Consider the following 16,507-nt stretch of genomic DNA (forward strand, 5'->3'; position numbering starts at 1 on the left):
TGATGTGGGTATGCGATAGGAGAGGAGTCCGGTGTGACGGACCGCGGAGGTGTCTTCCGTCGCGCGTTCTCCTGGCTGCCCGCTCAGTTCGCCTCGCAGAGTGATGCGCCGGTCGGTGCCCCGCGGCAGTTCGGGTCCACCGAACACCTCTGCAGCGAGGCGATCACCGCTTACGTCGACGGTGAGCTGCGGATGAACGCCCACCTGCGCGCGGCCCACCACCTGTCGCTGTGTCCCGATTGCGCGGCCGAAGTGGAATACCAGGGCCGGGCACGCTCGGCCCTACGCGATTCGCATCCGATCCGGATCCCCTCGGCGCTGCTCGGCCTGTTGGCCCAGATCCCCGAGTCCCCGGCCGATTGTTCGCCCGACGAGCCGACCAGGCCGATGCCCGCCCGGTTCGACGACGGCAAACCTCAAGAACGTCGTAAACGTCGGTAAGGTGGATCTCCAGCGGCGTTAGCGCCCGGTGATGCTGTGCTCGCGGAGCCCGGAAGCGACCCAGGGCTGGACCCGGAAGAGGAATAGGTGAGCTCCAACAACGAGAACGCCGGCGGTAACCGCTTGGCTCCGCGCCCTGTCTACCGGCCCCCGGTGGACAACGCGTCCCAAAAGGCCTTCGGTCGGCCCGACGGCGTGCCCGGTTCGTTCACGCCCGCCGATGTACGGCCCAAGAAGTACCGTGAGCAGGGTGAGTTCACCCCGCGCGATCTGCCGCCGGACCCGGTGCTCAAGGAGGCCTTCAGCCGGCCCTACGGCACCGGTCCCTCGTTGCAGCGTCATCCTGCCGATGCCGGCGCGCTGGGCCGCAACGGCAAACCGGAGGGGCTGGAAGACACCGGCGACCCGTGGCGTGACCCCGCCGCCGGTGCCGCCCTCGGTGCACCGGCCGTCGTCCCGGCCAAGCCGCGGGCGGCCGGCGAATTGGGTGGCCGCCTGGGTGTGCGCGACGTGCTGTTCGGCGACCGGATCTCCTACCGCGCGCTGGCCACGCTGGCCGCGATCGCGCTGGCGATCGGCATGGTTGGCGGCTGGGTCGGGCGTACCACCGCGCAGGTGGTCGAGGCGTTCACGACGTCGAAGGTGACGTTGTCGACCAAGGGCAACGCCGAGGAGCCGGCTGGCCGGTTCGCCAAGGTCGCCGAGGCCATCGCCAATTCGGTGGTGACCATCGAGTCGGTCAGCGACGACCAGGGCATGCAGGGCTCGGGTGTTGTCATCGACGGCAAGGGCTACATCGTCACCAACAACCACGTTATCTCCGAAGCCGCCAACAACCCCAGCAAGTTCAAGACCACGGTGGTGTTCAACGACGGCAAAGAGGTGCTGGCCAACCTGGTCGGGCGTGACCCGAAGACCGACCTGGCCGTGCTCAAGGTCGACAACGTGGACAACCTGTCGGTGGCCCGTCTCGGTGACTCAGACAAGATCCGGGTCGGTGATGAGGTCATCGCGGCGGGCGCGCCGCTGGGTCTGCGCAGCACCGTGACCCACGGCATCATCAGCGCCGTACACCGGCCGGTGCCGCTCTCCGGTGACGACTCCGACACCGACACCGTCATCGACGCGGTGCAGACCGATGCCTCGATCAACCACGGCAACTCCGGTGGTGCGCTGATCGACATGGATGCGCAGCTGGTCGGGATCAACACCGCCGGAAAGTCGTTGTCCGACAGCGCCAGCGGGCTGGGATTCGCGATTCCGGTCAACGAGATGAAGACCGTGGCCGAGGCGCTGATCAAGGACGGCAAGATCGTGCACCCCACGCTGGGGGTCAGCGCCCGCTCGGTCAGCAACGCCATCGCCTCGGGTGCGCAGATCGCCAACGTCAAGGTGGGCAGCCCCGCAGAGAAGGGCGGCATGCTCGAGAACGACGTGGTGGTCAAGATCGGTGACCGCAGCGTCGCCGACGCCAACGAATTCGTCGTGGCGGTCCGCAATCTGACCATCGGCAAGGAAGCGCCCGTCGAGGTGGTCCGTGACGGGCGGCATGTGACGCTGACGGTGACCCCCTCCGCCGACGGTTAGAAGTTCGGTTCGATGTTCGCGAATGTCGGCTGGGGCGAGATGCTGGTCCTGGTGGTGCTCGGGCTGGTGATCCTGGGCCCGGAGCGGTTACCCGGAGCCATCCGGTGGACCGCCGGTGCGCTGCGCCAGGCCCGTGACTACGTCACCAACGCCACCGACCAGCTGCGCGACGAGATCGGTCCGGAGTTCGAGGACCTGCGGGCGCCGCTGAGCGAATTGCAGAAGTTGCGCGGTATGACACCGCGCGCCGCGCTGACCCGGCATCTGCTGGATGGGGACGATTCAGTGTTCACCGCGGTCGGGTCGCTGGCCGCAGAGCCCCGCCCGATGCCGCCGGTGCCGGCCGTGGTGTCCGAGCCGGGTGGACCGGCGCCCTTCGACACCGACGCAACCTAGGAAGCCTGCGGCCGCGTTCCAGCTGCCATCAGGCTCAGCGCCGGGCGCCGGTGTCCAACCCCAGCGACATCCCGACCAGTCCGCGTCGGCGGGTGGCCAGCTGATCGGCGATCTTGCGCAGTTCCTTGCCCGCCGCCGAGTCCGGCGAGAGCACCACCGGGGATCCGGAGTCGCCGCCGGTCACCATCTCGCTGTCGATCGGCACCTGGCCGAGCAGCGGCACATCACGGCCCATCGCCCGGGTCAGCCGCTCGGCAACCCGCTCGCCGCCGCCCTCGCCGAACAGGTGCATGGTGGACCCGTCGGGCATGGCCAGCCCGGCCATGTTCTCCACCACTCCGACGACCTGCTGGCGGGTCTGCAGGGCGATCGCCCCGGCGCGCTCGGCCACCTCCGCGGCCGCCTGCTGCGGGGTGGTCACCACCAGGATCTCGGCCGAGGGAACCAGCTGGGCCACCGAGATCGCGATGTCGCCGGTGCCCGGCGGCAGATCCAGCAACAGCACGTCCAGGTCGCCCCAGTAGACGTCGGCGAGGAACTGCTGCAAAGCCCGGTGCAGCATCGGACCACGCCACACCACCGGCGTGTTGCCCTGGGTGAACATCGCGATCGAGATCACCTTCACGCCGTATCCGATCGGCGGCATGATCATCGAGTCGACCTGGGTGGGCAGGGCGGTGACACCCATCATCCGCGGCACCGAGTGGCCGTAGATGTCGGCGTCGAGCACCCCAACGGACATACCGCGTTCGGCCAGCGCGACCGCGAGGTTGACCGTGACACTGGATTTGCCGACCCCGCCCTTGCCTGAGGCGATCGCATAGACCTTGGTCAGCGAGCCCGGCTGGGCGAACGGGATGACCGGCTCCTTGGCGTCGCCGCGCAGCTGTTTGCGAAGCTCGGCGCGCTGCTCGTCGCTGAACACGTCCAGGCTGACCTTGACGGGTCCGGTGCCGGGCACGTCGTTGATCGCCGCGGTCACATTGTTGGTGATCTCGGCTTTCATCGGACAGCCGGCGATCGTCAGGTAAATCGTGACGTGCACGCTGCGGTCGTCCGCGATCTCGATGCTTTTGACCATGCCCAGATCGGTGATCGGACGCCGAATATCGGGGTCCAGCACGTTGCCCAACGCTGAATAGATCGCGTCGTGCAGGGCTGCGGTGTCATCCTGATTCTCGGACATCGGAATCGAGTCTAAGGCAGTACGGCAGGGCCTCTGCCTGTGAGATCGATCAAGCCGGCGGGACGGCCTGCGGCCCGTCCTGCGGCGCCCCGGCGGAAGCCGCGGGCGGCGGTGGGACGGCCGGCACGTCCGGGGACCCTGGCGGCGCTGGTGCTACCGCGTAGGGCGGCATCGGCGCAGGCGGGGCCTGTGGTGCCTCGGGGGAACCGAAGGGGGCCGGGGGGACGCCGTTGGGCGGTGCCGTCGGGCCCGGCACGGCTTGGGGCTCCAGGCAGATCATTCGGCAGGCCGCCGAGGGGCGCGGCAGCTGCTGTTGTTGCTGCTGCTCGGGCGAAGTCAACCACGGCGGCAGCCAGGGCAGATTCGCCAGCTGGGTCTCCAAGCTCGGCTGGCCCAGGTCGATCAGCGACGATTCGGCGGGATGATTGGCCTGAGACATCCCGTGCATGCTCAGTGATTCCGGCCCGAGCCCTTCCGGGTGTTCCAGGTGCTCGAGGTGCAGGTCCGCGATCGGCGGTGCCGGGCCGACAATCGGCGGAAGGTCGACGGGAGCAACCCCGGTGGCATAGGCCGCCGCCCAGCCCATCACGTTCTCCGCGTAGGCCATCGAGTTGTTGTAGCGCAGGATCGCGGTCAGGACGTGCGACTGTTCGCGCAGGTTCATCCCGCCGCTGCACAGATACCGCGCCGCCGCCAGCGTCGCGTCGTAGACGTTCTGCGGGTCCGCTCGGCCGTCGCCGTCGCCGTCCGCGGCATACCGCGACCAGGTTCCGGGCAGGAACTGCATCGGGCCCAGGGCGCGGGCGTAGACCACCCGGCCGGGGGCACTGCTGGCCACGATGACTTCGTTTCCGGGCAGTGTGCCGTCCAGCGCCGGGCCGTAGATCGGCTGCAGGACGTTGCCGCGGGCGTCGGTGGCCCCGCCGTTGGCGTGCCCGGACTCGATGCGTCCGATCCCGGCGAGCAGGTTCCAGCTGATCCCACATTCGGGCGCTGCGACCGCCATCTGCTGCTCGGCGTTCTGGTAGGCCGCCAGCGCCGTCTTGGGGATCCCCAAGGTGCCCGGCGCATAGACGACGGCGGCCGGCGGCGCCGACGGGGCACCCGCGGCCACGTGCAGATTCGGCTGCGAGCGGGGTACCGCGACGACGGAGGGGCCCGATGAGCGGCCGGACGTGTGCACCGAAGCCGCCAGCGGGGTGATCGCGGCGTTGCGCAGCGGCAGCGAGGTCGACGGCGAGCGGGGCGTGGCGCCCACGGCGCCGGCAAACACCAGCGGGGTGATGAACGCCAGGCCGAAGGCGGGTCGCAGGGCCGAACGGGCCGCCCGCCGCACTCGGGCAGCGCGGGACACGCGTTCCGCTGCGCCGCCCCCAGTTGGCACTCGACCGTCCCTAATTCCGCTGTGGAGAAACCGCTCGGGCTTCGTGAACTAGGTCACCATACCCAACGACGGTCCTGCTGATGACCGTTATCTGGTCCGCGTCACCGGTCAGGACGGCCGCTGTGCGGACTCCGGGGCGGCGGGGTCGGGCTCTGGACGCAGGGTCTCCAGCAGTTCGCGGACCCGCTCGAGTTCGTGATGCAGGTAGTCGCGAGTGGCGACCTCACCGACGGCCAGCCGCAGGGACGCCAGTTCCCGGGCCAGATACTCCGTGTCGGCTTTGGTCTGCGCGGCACGGCGGCGGTCCTCGTCCAGGCTGACCCGGTCGCGGTTCTGCTGCTGATTCTGGGCCAGCAGGATCAGCGGCGCGGCGTAGGCGGCCTGGGTGGAAAAGGCCAGGTTGAGCAGGATGAACGGGTAGGGGTCCCACCTCAGGCTGACCGCGTAGACATTGAGCAGGATCCATCCCACCACCAGCACGGTCTGGATCGCCAGATAGCGCCCGGTGCCGAAGAACCGTGCCACCGACTCGGTCAGCCGGCCCATGGTGTCGGGATCCACTCGCAGGCTGGGCAGCCGCGAGGTGCGGGGCGTGGAGAGCCGCTGTGATGTGGAGCGGTCGGTCACGACGGCCTCCCGGCGAGTTTGGGCCCCAGGTCCGGTTCGGGTGTTTCGCGCCAATCATCCGGCAGCAGGTGGTCCAGCACGTCGTCCACCGTCACCGCGCCCAGCAGGTGATTCTGCTCGTCGAGCACCGGCCCGCAGACCAGGTTGTAGGCGGCGAAGTAGCGGGTCAGCTCCGCCAACGACACCTCCGGGTTCAGCGCCGGCAGGTCGGAGTCGACGAACCCGCCGATGAGTTCGGCCGGTGGTACCCGCAGCAGCCGTTGCAGCGCGACGCAGCCCAGGTAGCGGCCGGTCGGGGTGGCGGTGGGGGCTCGGGTCACGAAAACCAGCGACGACAGTGCCGGGGTGAGGTCGGGGTCGCGCACCCGCGCCAGTGCCTCGGCGACCGAGGTGTCGGCGGTCAGCACCACTGGGTTGGTGGTCATCAACCCGCCCGCGGTGTCGGGGGAGTGCTCCAGCAGTCGGCGCACCGGATCGGAGTCGTCGGGGTCCATCCGCGCCAGCAGGGCTTCGGCTTCGGTCGGGTTCATCACGCCCAGCAGGTCCGCGGCGTCATCGGGGTCCATCTCTTCCAGCACGTCGGCGGCCCGATCGGTGCCCAGTTGGCCCAGCACGACGGCCTGACGTTCCTCGGGCAGCTCCTGCAGGATGTCGGCCAGCCGTGCGTTGTCCAGCGCGTGGATCACCTCGTAGCGCCGCTTGGGCGGCAGCTCGCGGATGGCGTCGGCGACCTCGATCGGCCGCCAGCCCTCGAACTGCTGCAGCAGCTGCGCCACGCCCTGCCCGGGCATCGCCAGTGCCGACGGGGTCAGGCCCTGCACGTTGTGCCAGTCCACGATGTGTACGGAGGCGCGCCGGCCCAACCGCCGCGAGTGCCGCACCGCGATCCGTGTCACCAGCCAGTCGCGGGTGCGGCTCTGTTCGATGGCCAAGTCGGTGATCGCCACATCGACGCCGGCCAGTTCCGGCAGCTCCGGGTCGGTGACCCGGACCTTGGTGTCCAGGACCTGGCCGAGCACCAGCGCCTCACCGGGCCGCTGGTTGAACTTGCGCAGTGACACCGTTCCGGTGTTGAGGGTGACCGCGTTGGGTTCGATCGACGCGACCCGCAGAATCGGCACGAAGATGCGTCTGCGGGTGGGCAGTTCGACTACCAGTCCCAGGACACGCGGCTGCTGGCGCACGATGCTGAGGCTGACCACCACATCGCGGACCCGGCCGACGGATTCGCCGAACGGGCCTAGCACCAGCATCCGCGCAAGCCGCGCTGCGTAAACCCTGTTGCTCGACGCCATGGTTGAAAGGGTAGGAGTATTTAGGTGACCAACGTGTATCGCCCCCGCCGTACTTGCCTCTCGGTACCTGGCAGCAGCCAGAAGATGATCGACAAGGCCAAGGGTCTATCCGCAGATGAGGTCTTCCTCGATTTGGAGGACGCCGTCGCTCCAGCGGCAAAAGAGCAGGCCCGGACCCTGGTCGCCCAAGCGTTGACCGCGCCGGACTGGACGGCGCCGCTGCTCGGGGTGCGGGTCAACGACTGGACCACCCCGTGGACGCATGCCGACCTGATCGAGGTGGTCTCGGCAGTTGGTGCCGCTGGCAGCCGACTCGACGTGATCGTGCTGCCGAAGGTGTCGGACGCCTCGCATGTCCAGGCCCTCGATCTGCTGCTCACCCAGCTGGAGACCATCCACGGGCTGCCGGTCGGGCAGATCGGTGTCGACGCCCAGATCGAGGACGCCCGCGGCTTGATGAATATCAACGCGATCGCCGCAGCGCCGCGGGTGCAGGCCTTGGTGCTCGGACCGGCCGACCTGATGGCCAGCCTCAACACCCGCACCCTGGAGGTCGGCGAGCAACCCGAGGGATACACCGAGGGCGACGCCTACCACCACGTTTTGATGACGATCCTGGTGGCGGCGCGCGCCCACGGGGTCGCCGCCGTCGACGGGCCGTATCTGAAAGTGCGCGACGTCGAGGCCTTCCGGCGGGTGGCCGGCCGTTCGGCCGCACTCGGTTACGACGGCAAATGGGTGCTGCACCCCGACCAGATCGCGGCGGGCAACGAGATCTTCAGCCCGCGTCAGTCCGAGTACGACCACGCCGAGCTGATCCTGGAGGCCTACGCGTGGCACACCTCGCACGCCGGCGGTGCTCGCGGCGCGGTGATGCTCGGTGACGAGATGCTCGACGAGGCCAGCCGCAAGATGGCGTTGGTGGTGGCGGGCAAGGGCCGGGCGGCCGGAATGCGCCGTGAGGCACCGCCGTTCACGCCGCCATCGGCCTAGCGGGGATCGCAAGCGCGGCGGCACCGGACGGGACTCATGGCGACCGGTGCCCGCCTTTGAGCGACACGTCGTGATGGTTTGGTGGAGGTACCGGGCGTTGTCGCTGCAAGGCGGGCAACTGTCCTAGCCCCCGCGGCGGTCTACGAGCCTCGGCTCGGTATCCAAGCCTAGTTCAGGGCGATCATCGCGAGGATGAACGAGAGCGTCACGGCGACACCGCCTATCGCGGTTCCGGCCACTGCCATGCCGTGACCGGCCTCACCGGTCGACTTGATCTGGCTCAATGCCACGCCCCCGAGGATGACACCGGCCACCCCCAACGGCCAGAACACCAGGCCGAGCAGCGACACGATCAGCGAGCTGACCGCCAGGACGTTCGTCTTCTGCGCCTGGCCCGGATTGAAGTAGCTGCCCGGATAAGGCGCGCCGTATCCCGACGGGGGGTAACCCGGGGGATTGCCGTAGCCCGGCGGCGGGTATCCGGGCGGGGCGCCGAGCCCCGGGTATTCGCCCGGGGCAGCAGGTGTGGGCGGCAGATAACCCCCGGGCGGCAGGTAGTTGCCGGGCGGTGGGGGCGGCGGATAACCAGCCGGAGGCGGCGGGGGGAAGCCGGGCGGCGGATAGCCGGGTGCCGGTGGGTAGCCCTCGTACCCCGACGGGTAGGGCCAGCCGCCCTGGTCGGGCCCGGGTGCACCCGGGTCGGCCCAGGGCTGGTCGGCATTGCCTCGCGGATTCTCGCCAGAATCCCCGCCGGGAGCTGTCATGCTGTTCAACCTAGCCGATGCACCGCGGCCGGCTTGTCGTCCGACAGCCGCTTCCCGGAGCGAGGAGAGAGAAATCCCATGACCAGCCCCTTTCAGCCCGGACAGACTCCCGATCCTCTCGGTGCGGCAGGTGCGCCGGGACGCCGTGATGTGGGCCGGCTGCCGACCCCGCCGAAAGGCTGGCCGATCGGGGCGTACCCCACCTACGCCGAGGCCCAGCGCGCGGTGGACTACCTGTCCGACCAACAGTTCCCGGTGCACCAGGTGACGATCGTCGGCGTCGACCTGATGCAGGTCGAGCGGGTCACCGGCCGGCTCACCTGGCCCAAAGTGCTCGGCGGCGGCGTGCTGACCGGTGCCTGGCTGGGCCTGTTCATCGGCTTGGTGCTGGGCATCTTCAGTGAAAATCCGACCCAGGCGCTGGTGACCGGCCTGATCGCCGGGGTGTTCTTCGGTTTGATCACCTCATCGGTCCCGTACGCGATGGCCCGCGGTACAAGGGATTTCAGCTCGACCATGCAGCTGGTTGCGGGTCGTTACGACGTGCTATGCGACCCGCAGAGTGCCGAGCAGGGCCGGGATCTGTTGGCGAAGCTGACGCTCTGACTGCGCGTTGTTGCGTAGCGCCCTCGGGCGGCCTTACCGTCGTGGCACGAAACGGCAACGGGAGGCGGGTGGCGTGGCGAGTCGGCGCGGTCGCGTACGGCGGCTGGGCGCGGCTGCGCTGACCGCACTGACCGTTGCGTCGGCCGGATCGGCCTGCGGTTCGTCCGGGTCGGCCGCCGGTATTCCGGTGATCAGCGTCTACACCCCGGCCAACGACACCGCGACGTTCCGGGTGATCGCGGCGCGTTGCACCGAACAGGCCGGCGGCCGGTACCGGGTGCAGCAGTTCAGCCTGCCGCGCGCCGCGGACGATCAGCGCCTGCAACTGGCGCGTCGGCTGACCGGCAATGACCGCACCTTGGACGTGATGGGCCTGGACGTGGTGTGGACAGCGGAGTTCGCCGAGGCCGGCTGGGCGGTGCCACTGGCGCAGGACCCGGCCGGCAAGGCCGAGGCCGACGCCGCCGACGACACGCTGCCGGGCCCGCTCGCGACCGCCCGCTGGCACGATCGGCTCTACGCCGCACCGCTGGTAACCAACACCCAATTGCTTTGGTACCGGCCGGATCTGATGAAATCGGCGCCGTCCACCTGGGAGGGCATGGTCGCCGAGGCGTCCCGTTTGCACGCCGCGGGCCAGCCCAGCTGGATCGCGGTGCAGGCCAAGCAATACGAGGGTTTGGTGGTCTGGTTCAACACCCTGCTGGAAAGCGCCGGGGGACGGGTCCTGGGCGACGACGGCAAGACCGTCACCCTGACCGACACCGCTGAGCACCGGGCCGCCACCGTCGCGGCGCTGCAGGTCATGAAGGCGGTGGCGACCGCTCCGGGCGCCGACCCGTCGATCACTCAGACCGATGAGGGCACCGCCCGACTCGCGTTCGAGCAGGGCAAGGCGGCGCTGGAGGTCAATTGGCCGTTTGTGCTGCCGTCCATGCTGGAGAACGCGGTCAAGGGCGGGGTGGGGTTCCTTCCGCTGCAAGGGCGTTCGGACCTGGCCGGCAGTATCGATGGCATCGGTGCTTTCGCGCCCAGCGACGAGCAGTACCGCGTCGCCTACCAGGCCAGCCGCAACGTGCTCGGGTATGCGCCGTATCCGGCGGTGTTGCCTGGACATCCGGCCAGGGTGACCCTCGGGGGGCTGAACCTGGCGGTGGCCAGGACCACCCGGCATCGTGCCGAGGCGTTCGAGGCGGTGCGCTGCCTGCGAAACGCGGCGAACCAGAAGTATGTCGCGATCGAAGGGGGGCTGCCCGCGGTGCGCGCCTCGGTGTACGCCGACCCGCAGTTCCAACAGAAATACCCGCAGCACAACGTGATCCGTCAGCAACTCACCGACGCCGCGGTGCGCCCGGTGACACCGGTCTATCAGGCGGTGTCTACCCGGATATCGGCGACGCTGGCGCCGATCAGCGCCATCGACCCGGAGCGCACCGCCGATGAGCTCACCGTGCAGGTGCGCAAGGCCATCGACGGTAAGGGACTCATCCCGTGACCCGCGCCGATGATGTCCGTTCACAGCGCCGGCTCGCGGTGGCGCTCGTCGCGCCGGCCGTGGTCCTGATGCTGGCCGTGACGGCCTACCCGATCGGTTACGCGATCTGGCTGAGCCTGTTGCGCTACAACCTGGCCACTCCCGGCGACACTGCCTTCGTCGGCCTGGCCAACTATCAGACCACCCTGACCGACTCCTACTGGTGGACCGCGTTCGCGGTGACGCTGGGTATCACAGTGGTCTCGGTGGCCTTCGAATTCGTCTTCGGTCTGGCGCTGGCACTGGTGATGCACCGCAGCTTGTTCGCCAAGGGCATGGTGCGCACGGCGGTGCTGGTGCCCTACGGCATCGTCACGGTGGCGGCCGCCTACAGCTGGTATTACGCCTGGACTCCGGGGACCGGTTACCTGGCCAATCTGCTGCCGACCGGGAGTGCGCCGCTGACCCACCAGTTGCCGTCGTTGGGGATCGTGGTGCTGGCCGAGGTGTGGAAGACGACGCCGTTCATGGCGCTGCTGCTATTGGCCGGGCTGGCGCTGGTGCCCGAGGAACTGCTCAAGGCGGCCCAGATGGACGGTGCCGGCGCCTGGCGGCGGCTGATCACCGTCATTCTGCCGATCATGAAACCGGCGATCCTGGTGGCGTTGCTGTTTCGCACGCTGGACGCGTTTCGGATCTTTGACAACATCTACGTGCTCACCAATGGCTCCAACAGCACCGGCTCGGTGTCGATCCTGGGCTACGACAACCTGTTCAAGGGATTCAACGTGGGCTTAGGGTCGGCGATCTCGGTGTTGATCTTCATCTGTGTGGCGCTGATCGCGTGGGTGTTCGTCAAGGTGTTCGGCGCCGCGGCGCCGGGGTCGAGCCAGAAATGACCGAGCTTCGCCGCCGCACCGCGTGGCTGATCATCGACCTGGTAGTGGTGCTCTACGCACTGGTCCCGGTGCTGTGGATCTTCTCGTTGTCGCTCAAACCGACGTCAACGGTCAAGGACGGCAAGTTGATTCCTTCGTCGGTGACCCTGGACAACTATCGCGGCATCTTCGCCGGTGATGTCTTCGGCTCGGCGCTGATCAACTCGGTGGGCATCGGCCTGATCACCACGGTGATCGCGGTGGTGATCGGCGCAATGGCCGCCTATGCGGTGGCGCGCCTGGACTTCCCCGGGAAGCGGCTGCTGGTCGGGGCGGCCCTGCTGATCGCGATGTTCCCCCAGATATCTCTGGTGACACCGATTTTCAACATCGAGCGGGCCACCGGGCTGTTCGACACCTGGTTGGGTTTGATCATTCCCTACATCACCTTCGCGCTGCCGCTGGCGATCTACACCCTCTCGGCGTTCTTCTCCGAGATTCCGTGGGACCTGGAGAAGGCCGCCAAGATGGACGGTGCCAGTCCCGGTCAGGCGTTCCGCAAGGTGATTGCGCCGCTGGCGGCGCCGGGCATCGTCACCGCCGCGATTCTGGTGTTCATCTTCGCGTGGAACGACCTGCTGTTGGCGTTGTCGCTGACGGCCACCAAGGCCTCGGTCACCGCGCCGGTCGCGATCGCCAACTTCACCGGCAGTTCGCAATTCGAGGAGCCGACCGGATCGATCGCGGCGGGTGCAATGGTGATCACGGTGCCGATCATCGTCTTTGTTCTAATCTTCCAACGACGGATCGTGGCGGGACTGACCTCCGGCGCGGTGAAGGGATAAGCCGATGGCAGAGATCGAACTCCTCCACATCAGCAAGAGCTACCCCGATGGCGCGGTGGCGGTGAAGGATCTGTCGCTGAGCATCGCCGACGGGGAGTTCATCATTCTGGTGGGGCCCTCCGGCTGCGGAAAATCCACCACGCTGAACATGATCGCCGGTCTGGAGGAGATCTCGTCGGGGGAGTTGCGCATCGGGGGCCAGCGCGTCAACGAACGTGCACCCAAGGACCGCGACATCGCGATGGTGTTCCAGTCCTACGCGCTCTACCCCCACATGTCGGTGCGGCAGAACATCGCGTTCCCGTTGACCCTGGCCAAGATGAAAAAGCCGCAGATCGCCGAAAAGGTGGCGGAGGTCGCCAAGATTCTCGACCTGACCGCTCTGTTGGACCGCAAGCCGTCGCAGCTCTCCGGTGGCCAGCGTCAACGGGTCGCGATGGGGCGGGCGATCGTGCGGCACCCCAAGGCGTTTCTGATGGACGAGCCGCTGTCGAACCTCGACGCCAAGCTGCGGGTGCAGATGCGCAGTGAGATCGCCCGGCTGCAGCGCAGACTAGGCACCACCACCGTCTACGTCACCCATGACCAGACCGAGGCGATGACGCTCGGCGACCGGGTGGTGGTGATGCACCGTGGGATCGCCCAGCAGATCGGCACGCCCGACGAGCTCTACGAGCACCCCGCCAATCTGTTCGTCGCCGGATTCGTCGGCTCCCCGGCGATGAACTTTTTCCCGGGCACGCTGACCGCGGCCGGCGCGCGGCTGCCGATCGGCGAGGTACCGCTTGACGCGGCGACGCGCGAGGCGATCGGCAAGCATCCCGCACCTGCCGGCGGTGAGGTGGTCATCGGGGTGCGTCCGGAGCATCTGGGCGATGCCGCGCTGCTCGACGACGCCGGGCGCGGCACCGCGGTGAGTTTCGCGGCCCGCGTCGATCTCGTCGAATCGCTGGGAGCCGACAAGTACCTGTACTTCACCCCCAACGTATCCGGCGACGCGCCAGCCGAAAACGATCTGGTGGCCAGGGTTCCCGCGGCGTCGAAGGCGGCCGGCGGGCAGCCGATCGAGCTGGCCCTGCAGCCCGACAACGTGGTCGTGTTCGACGCCACGACCGGGGTGAACCTGACCGTGCCGCCGGGCGCGTGATGAGCGACGACCTGGACCGGGTGCGTGAGCATGTCCGGCGGCACTTCGCGGACGTCGCCGAGCCCGACGCGGCGCGGGTGACGTTTCTGGGTGTCGAGCCCATCGAGGTGTTGCGGTTCGGGCCCGGACCCGACCGGATGGTGCATTACGTCTCGGCGGGCTGCTCGCGTCACCCGATGGGTGATCCCGGCCAGCTCCTGGCCGACCCGGTGCACGGTCCCCGGGCCGAAATCGTCGTGAGCCTGCGTTCCTCGGGGTCTGACACCGGTCTGGCCCGCAGCCTCGCCGCGGTAGCGGCCGCGCCGGTGGTCGAAGGGGTGGTGCTGGTGCCCGATGCACTGATCGACCTCGGGGGGCCGCTGTGGACCGGGCCTTCAGGTCCGGTGCCGTTCACCGCGGTGCTGCTGGGCGACAGTGACATCGCCGAGTTGACGTTGGCCCCGCCGCGAGAGCCGGTGCGGTTTTTGTCGGCCATCCCGATCACCGCGACCGAGGCCGCATGGGTGCGGCTCAAGGGCGCCGAGGCGATGCGGGAGGCCTGGCGCTCCGACGGTGTGGACGTCTTCGACCCGGCTCGCCCCGCTTCCCAGCCCCGCTGATTTTCCCGCGAGCGTGCAGACTTGTCCGCCATTTCCCCAGGTGGGGGTGTGCAACTCTGCACGCTCGCGCGGGAGGCTGGCGCTTACAGCCAGCCGTTGCGGCGGAACGCGCGGTAGAGCATCGCGGAGATCACGCCCATGCCGGCCACCACCATCGGGTAGCCGAACGCCCAGTGCAGCACCGGCATGCGATCGAAGTTCATGCCATAGATTCCGGCGATCATGGTCGGGACGGCGATGATGCCCGCCCACGCCGACATCTTGCGCATGTCGGTGTTCTGCTGCATGCCCACGCGTGCCAGGGCGGCCTGCACCAGCGAGCTGAGCAATTCGTCGTACCCGGCGATCTGCTCAGCGGCACGGGTCTGGTGGTCGGCGACGTCGCGCAGATAGCGCCGCACCTCTTTGGAGATCAGATCCCGGTAGTCGGTCTGCATCCGCTCAAAGGGCACGGACAGGGGTGCGACCGCACGCCGTAGCTCGACGACCTCGCGCTTGATCTGGTAGATCGGTTCGACGTCGGTGCGGGCGCCCGGTGCGAACGCCGCCTCCTCGATGACGTCGATGTCGCTTTCCATGAGGTTGGTCACCTCGACGTAGCGGTCCACCACATAGTCGGCGATGGCATGCATCACCGCGAACGGCCCCAGTCGCATCTGCTCGGGATCGGTGTCCATCCGTTTGCGGACGTTGGACAAGCCGCTGTGCTCACCGTGTCGGACGGTGACCACGAAGTTCTTGCCGACGAAGATCATGATCTCGCCCGTTTCGACGATCTCGCGCGGCAGCACCGCCGACTCGTGCGGCACGTAGTTGACGGTCTTGAGTGCCAAGAACAGGGTGTCGTCGTAGCGTTCCAGCTTGGGCCGCTGATGTGCCTGAACAGCGTCTTCGACGGACAGCGGGTGCAGTTGGAAGGTGGTGGCCACGCCCTGCATCTGCGCCTCGCCCGGCTCGTGCAATCCGACCCAGACGAACGCCTCTCGGCCACCCGCCTCGATCTCGCGCACCTTGGCCCGTGCGCCGGCGGGGGTGAATTCGCCGGGAATCCGCTCGCCGTCCGCATAGACACCGCAGTCGACCAGCACTCGGGGTGTCGGGTCTTGCAACGCAGTCATGGCCGATCTCCCTCCGGCGCAGGTGCCGGTCAAATGCTACGCGTCCGGAGCCGACGTGCACCGTGAGCGCGATGCAGGGCCGGAGGTCCCCGAGTTTCGATGACGACGCCGGTGCGCTAGTTTCGAGCCGGACCAAACCCAGACCAGTCGAACTCGTTCGAGGAGCACTTGACGTGAGCAAAACCCCACTCAAGGTGGCCGTCACCGGCGCCGCCGGCCAGATCGGCTACAGCCTGTTGTTCCGCCTGGCCAGCGGCTCGTTGCTGGGCCCCGACCAGCCGATCGAACTGCGCCTGCTGGAGATCGAGCCCGCCCTCAAGGCGCTCGAGGGTGTCGTCATGGAGCTCGACGACTGTGCCTTCCCGCTGCTGTCGGGTGTGCAGATCGGCTCGGACGCGAACAAGATCTTCGACGGCGTCAACTTGGCACTGCTGGTCGGCGCCCGCCCGCGCGGTCCGGGCATGGAGCGCAGCGACCTGCTCGAGGCCAACGGCGCGATCTTCACCGCGCAGGGCAAGGCCCTCAACGCGGTCGCGGCTTCCGACATCCGGGTGGGTGTGACCGGCAACCCGGCCAACACCAACGCGCTGATCGCGATGACCAACGCCCCCGACATCCCCAACGAGCGTTTCTCCGCGCTGACCCGCCTGGACCACAACCGGGCGATCTCGCAGCTGGCCGCCAAGACCGGCGCCAAGGTCACCGACATCACCAAGATGACGATCTGGGGCAACCACTCCGCGAGCCAGTACCCGGACGTGTTCCACGCCGAGGTCGGTGGGCGTAACGCCGCCGAGGTCGTGAACGACCAGGCCTGGATCGAGAACGACTTCATCCCCACCGTCGCCAAGCGTGGCGCGGCGATCATCGACGCCCGTGGCGCCTCGTCGGCCGCCTCCGCCGCGTCGGCCACTGTCGACGCGGCGCGGAGCTGGTTGCTCGGCACTCCCGACAACGACTGGGTGTCGATGGCCGTGGTCTCCGACGGCTCCTACGGTGTGCCGGAGGGGCTGATCTCGTCGTTCCCGGTCACCACCAAGAACGGTGACTGGAGCATCGTGCAGGGCCTGGAGATCGACGACTTCTCCCGCGGCCGGATCGACGCCTCGACCGCCGAGCTGGCCGAGGAGCGCGAGGCTGTCACCGGGCTGGGCCTGATCTAAGGCC

Annotated in this window: 17 protein-coding genes; 11 read left to right on the plus strand and 6 right to left on the minus strand. The window is 68.3% G+C overall.

Features of this window, described 5'->3' with window-relative positions:
- Window positions 1–33: 33 nt before the first annotated feature.
- The 3 genes from rseA (at window position 34) to tatB (ending at window position 2,424) form a co-directional block, all read left to right on the plus strand.
- Window positions 34–441 (plus strand): anti-sigma E factor RseA, encoded by a 408-nt coding sequence (gene rseA / locus ACKY0W_RS06220; RefSeq protein WP_409436831.1) that lies wholly within the window; start codon window positions 34–36, stop codon window positions 439–441.
- 87 nt (window positions 442–528) lie between these two features.
- Complete coding sequence (locus ACKY0W_RS06225) at window positions 529–2,028, plus strand: S1C family serine protease (RefSeq protein ID WP_409436832.1); 1,500 nt, start codon at window positions 529–531, stop codon at window positions 2,026–2,028.
- A gap of 12 nt (window positions 2,029–2,040) precedes the next feature.
- Window positions 2,041–2,424, plus strand: coding sequence for a Sec-independent protein translocase protein TatB (gene tatB / locus ACKY0W_RS06230; protein ID WP_406758826.1), 384 nt, complete (start codon window positions 2,041–2,043; stop codon window positions 2,422–2,424).
- A 34-nt stretch (window positions 2,425–2,458) separates the two neighbouring features.
- Here tatB and ACKY0W_RS06235 read toward each other — a convergent pair whose 3' ends face one another.
- From ACKY0W_RS06235 to ACKY0W_RS06250, 4 genes are all read right to left on the minus strand, one after another.
- Window positions 2,459–3,610: an Mrp/NBP35 family ATP-binding protein gene (locus ACKY0W_RS06235; RefSeq protein ID WP_409436833.1), complete on the minus strand. Its 1,152-nt coding sequence runs from the start codon at window positions 3,608–3,610 to the stop codon at window positions 2,459–2,461.
- Window positions 3,611–3,659: 49 nt separating this feature from the next.
- Window positions 3,660–4,994: a lytic transglycosylase domain-containing protein gene (locus tag ACKY0W_RS06240; protein ID WP_409436834.1), complete on the minus strand. Its 1,335-nt coding sequence runs from the start codon at window positions 4,992–4,994 to the stop codon at window positions 3,660–3,662.
- 108 nt (window positions 4,995–5,102) lie between these two features.
- A complete protein-coding gene (locus ACKY0W_RS06245; RefSeq protein ID WP_409436835.1) occupies window positions 5,103–5,621 on the minus strand; it encodes a DUF1003 domain-containing protein in 519 nt (172 codons plus the stop codon).
- Entirely contained in the window at window positions 5,618–6,916 is a 1,299-nt protein-coding gene (locus ACKY0W_RS06250; protein WP_409436836.1) for a magnesium transporter MgtE N-terminal domain-containing protein, read from the minus strand. The genes ACKY0W_RS06245 and ACKY0W_RS06250 overlap by 4 nt, the downstream gene beginning before the upstream one ends.
- Window positions 6,917–6,940: 24 nt before the next feature.
- Between ACKY0W_RS06250 and ACKY0W_RS06255 the strand changes: the two genes are divergently transcribed.
- A complete protein-coding gene (locus ACKY0W_RS06255) occupies window positions 6,941–7,909 on the plus strand; it encodes an HpcH/HpaI aldolase/citrate lyase family protein (protein WP_409436837.1) in 969 nt (322 codons plus the stop codon).
- A 167-nt stretch (window positions 7,910–8,076) separates the two neighbouring features.
- Here the strand turns inward: ACKY0W_RS06255 and ACKY0W_RS06260 are convergent, their stop codons facing one another.
- Window positions 8,077–8,673 (minus strand): DUF4190 domain-containing protein, encoded by a 597-nt coding sequence (locus ACKY0W_RS06260; protein ID WP_409436838.1) that lies wholly within the window; start codon window positions 8,671–8,673, stop codon window positions 8,077–8,079.
- A 78-nt stretch (window positions 8,674–8,751) separates the two neighbouring features.
- On the opposite strand from ACKY0W_RS06260, the gene ACKY0W_RS06265 reads away from it, so the two are divergent.
- From ACKY0W_RS06265 to ACKY0W_RS06290, 6 genes are all read left to right on the plus strand, one after another.
- Window positions 8,752–9,279: a general stress protein gene (locus ACKY0W_RS06265; RefSeq protein ID WP_409436839.1), complete on the plus strand. Its 528-nt coding sequence runs from the start codon at window positions 8,752–8,754 to the stop codon at window positions 9,277–9,279.
- A 73-nt stretch (window positions 9,280–9,352) separates the two neighbouring features.
- Complete coding sequence (locus ACKY0W_RS06270; RefSeq protein WP_409436840.1) at window positions 9,353–10,774, plus strand: extracellular solute-binding protein; 1,422 nt, start codon at window positions 9,353–9,355, stop codon at window positions 10,772–10,774.
- Entirely contained in the window at window positions 10,771–11,652 is an 882-nt protein-coding gene (locus tag ACKY0W_RS06275) for a carbohydrate ABC transporter permease (RefSeq protein ID WP_409436841.1), read from the plus strand. Before ACKY0W_RS06270 ends, ACKY0W_RS06275 begins: the two co-directional genes overlap by 4 nt.
- Complete coding sequence (locus ACKY0W_RS06280; RefSeq protein ID WP_409436842.1) at window positions 11,649–12,476, plus strand: carbohydrate ABC transporter permease; 828 nt, start codon at window positions 11,649–11,651, stop codon at window positions 12,474–12,476. Before ACKY0W_RS06275 ends, ACKY0W_RS06280 begins: the two co-directional genes overlap by 4 nt.
- 4 nt (window positions 12,477–12,480) lie before the next feature.
- Window positions 12,481–13,623, plus strand: coding sequence for an ABC transporter ATP-binding protein (locus ACKY0W_RS06285; protein WP_409436843.1), 1,143 nt, complete (start codon window positions 12,481–12,483; stop codon window positions 13,621–13,623).
- On the plus strand, window positions 13,623–14,222 hold the full coding sequence (locus ACKY0W_RS06290; RefSeq protein ID WP_409436844.1) for a suppressor of fused domain protein: 600 nt from the start codon (window positions 13,623–13,625) through the stop codon (window positions 14,220–14,222). Before ACKY0W_RS06285 ends, ACKY0W_RS06290 begins: the two co-directional genes overlap by 1 nt.
- Before the next feature lie 83 nt (window positions 14,223–14,305).
- On the opposite strand, the gene corA is transcribed toward ACKY0W_RS06290, so the two are convergent.
- Window positions 14,306–15,340 carry a magnesium/cobalt transporter CorA gene (gene corA, locus ACKY0W_RS06295; protein ID WP_409436845.1) on the minus strand — a complete coding sequence of 345 codons (1,035 nt, stop codon included), beginning with the start codon at window positions 15,338–15,340 and terminating at the stop codon, window positions 14,306–14,308.
- A gap of 173 nt (window positions 15,341–15,513) precedes the next feature.
- On the opposite strand from corA, the gene ACKY0W_RS06300 reads away from it, so the two are divergent.
- Window positions 15,514–16,503 (plus strand): malate dehydrogenase, encoded by a 990-nt coding sequence (locus ACKY0W_RS06300; protein ID WP_409436846.1) that lies wholly within the window; start codon window positions 15,514–15,516, stop codon window positions 16,501–16,503.
- Window positions 16,504–16,507 lie beyond the last annotated feature (4 nt).

The sequence above is a fragment of the Mycobacterium sp. SMC-14 genome (genome assembly GCF_046250075.1).
Taxonomy (GTDB): Bacteria; Actinomycetota; Actinomycetes; order Mycobacteriales; family Mycobacteriaceae; genus Mycobacterium.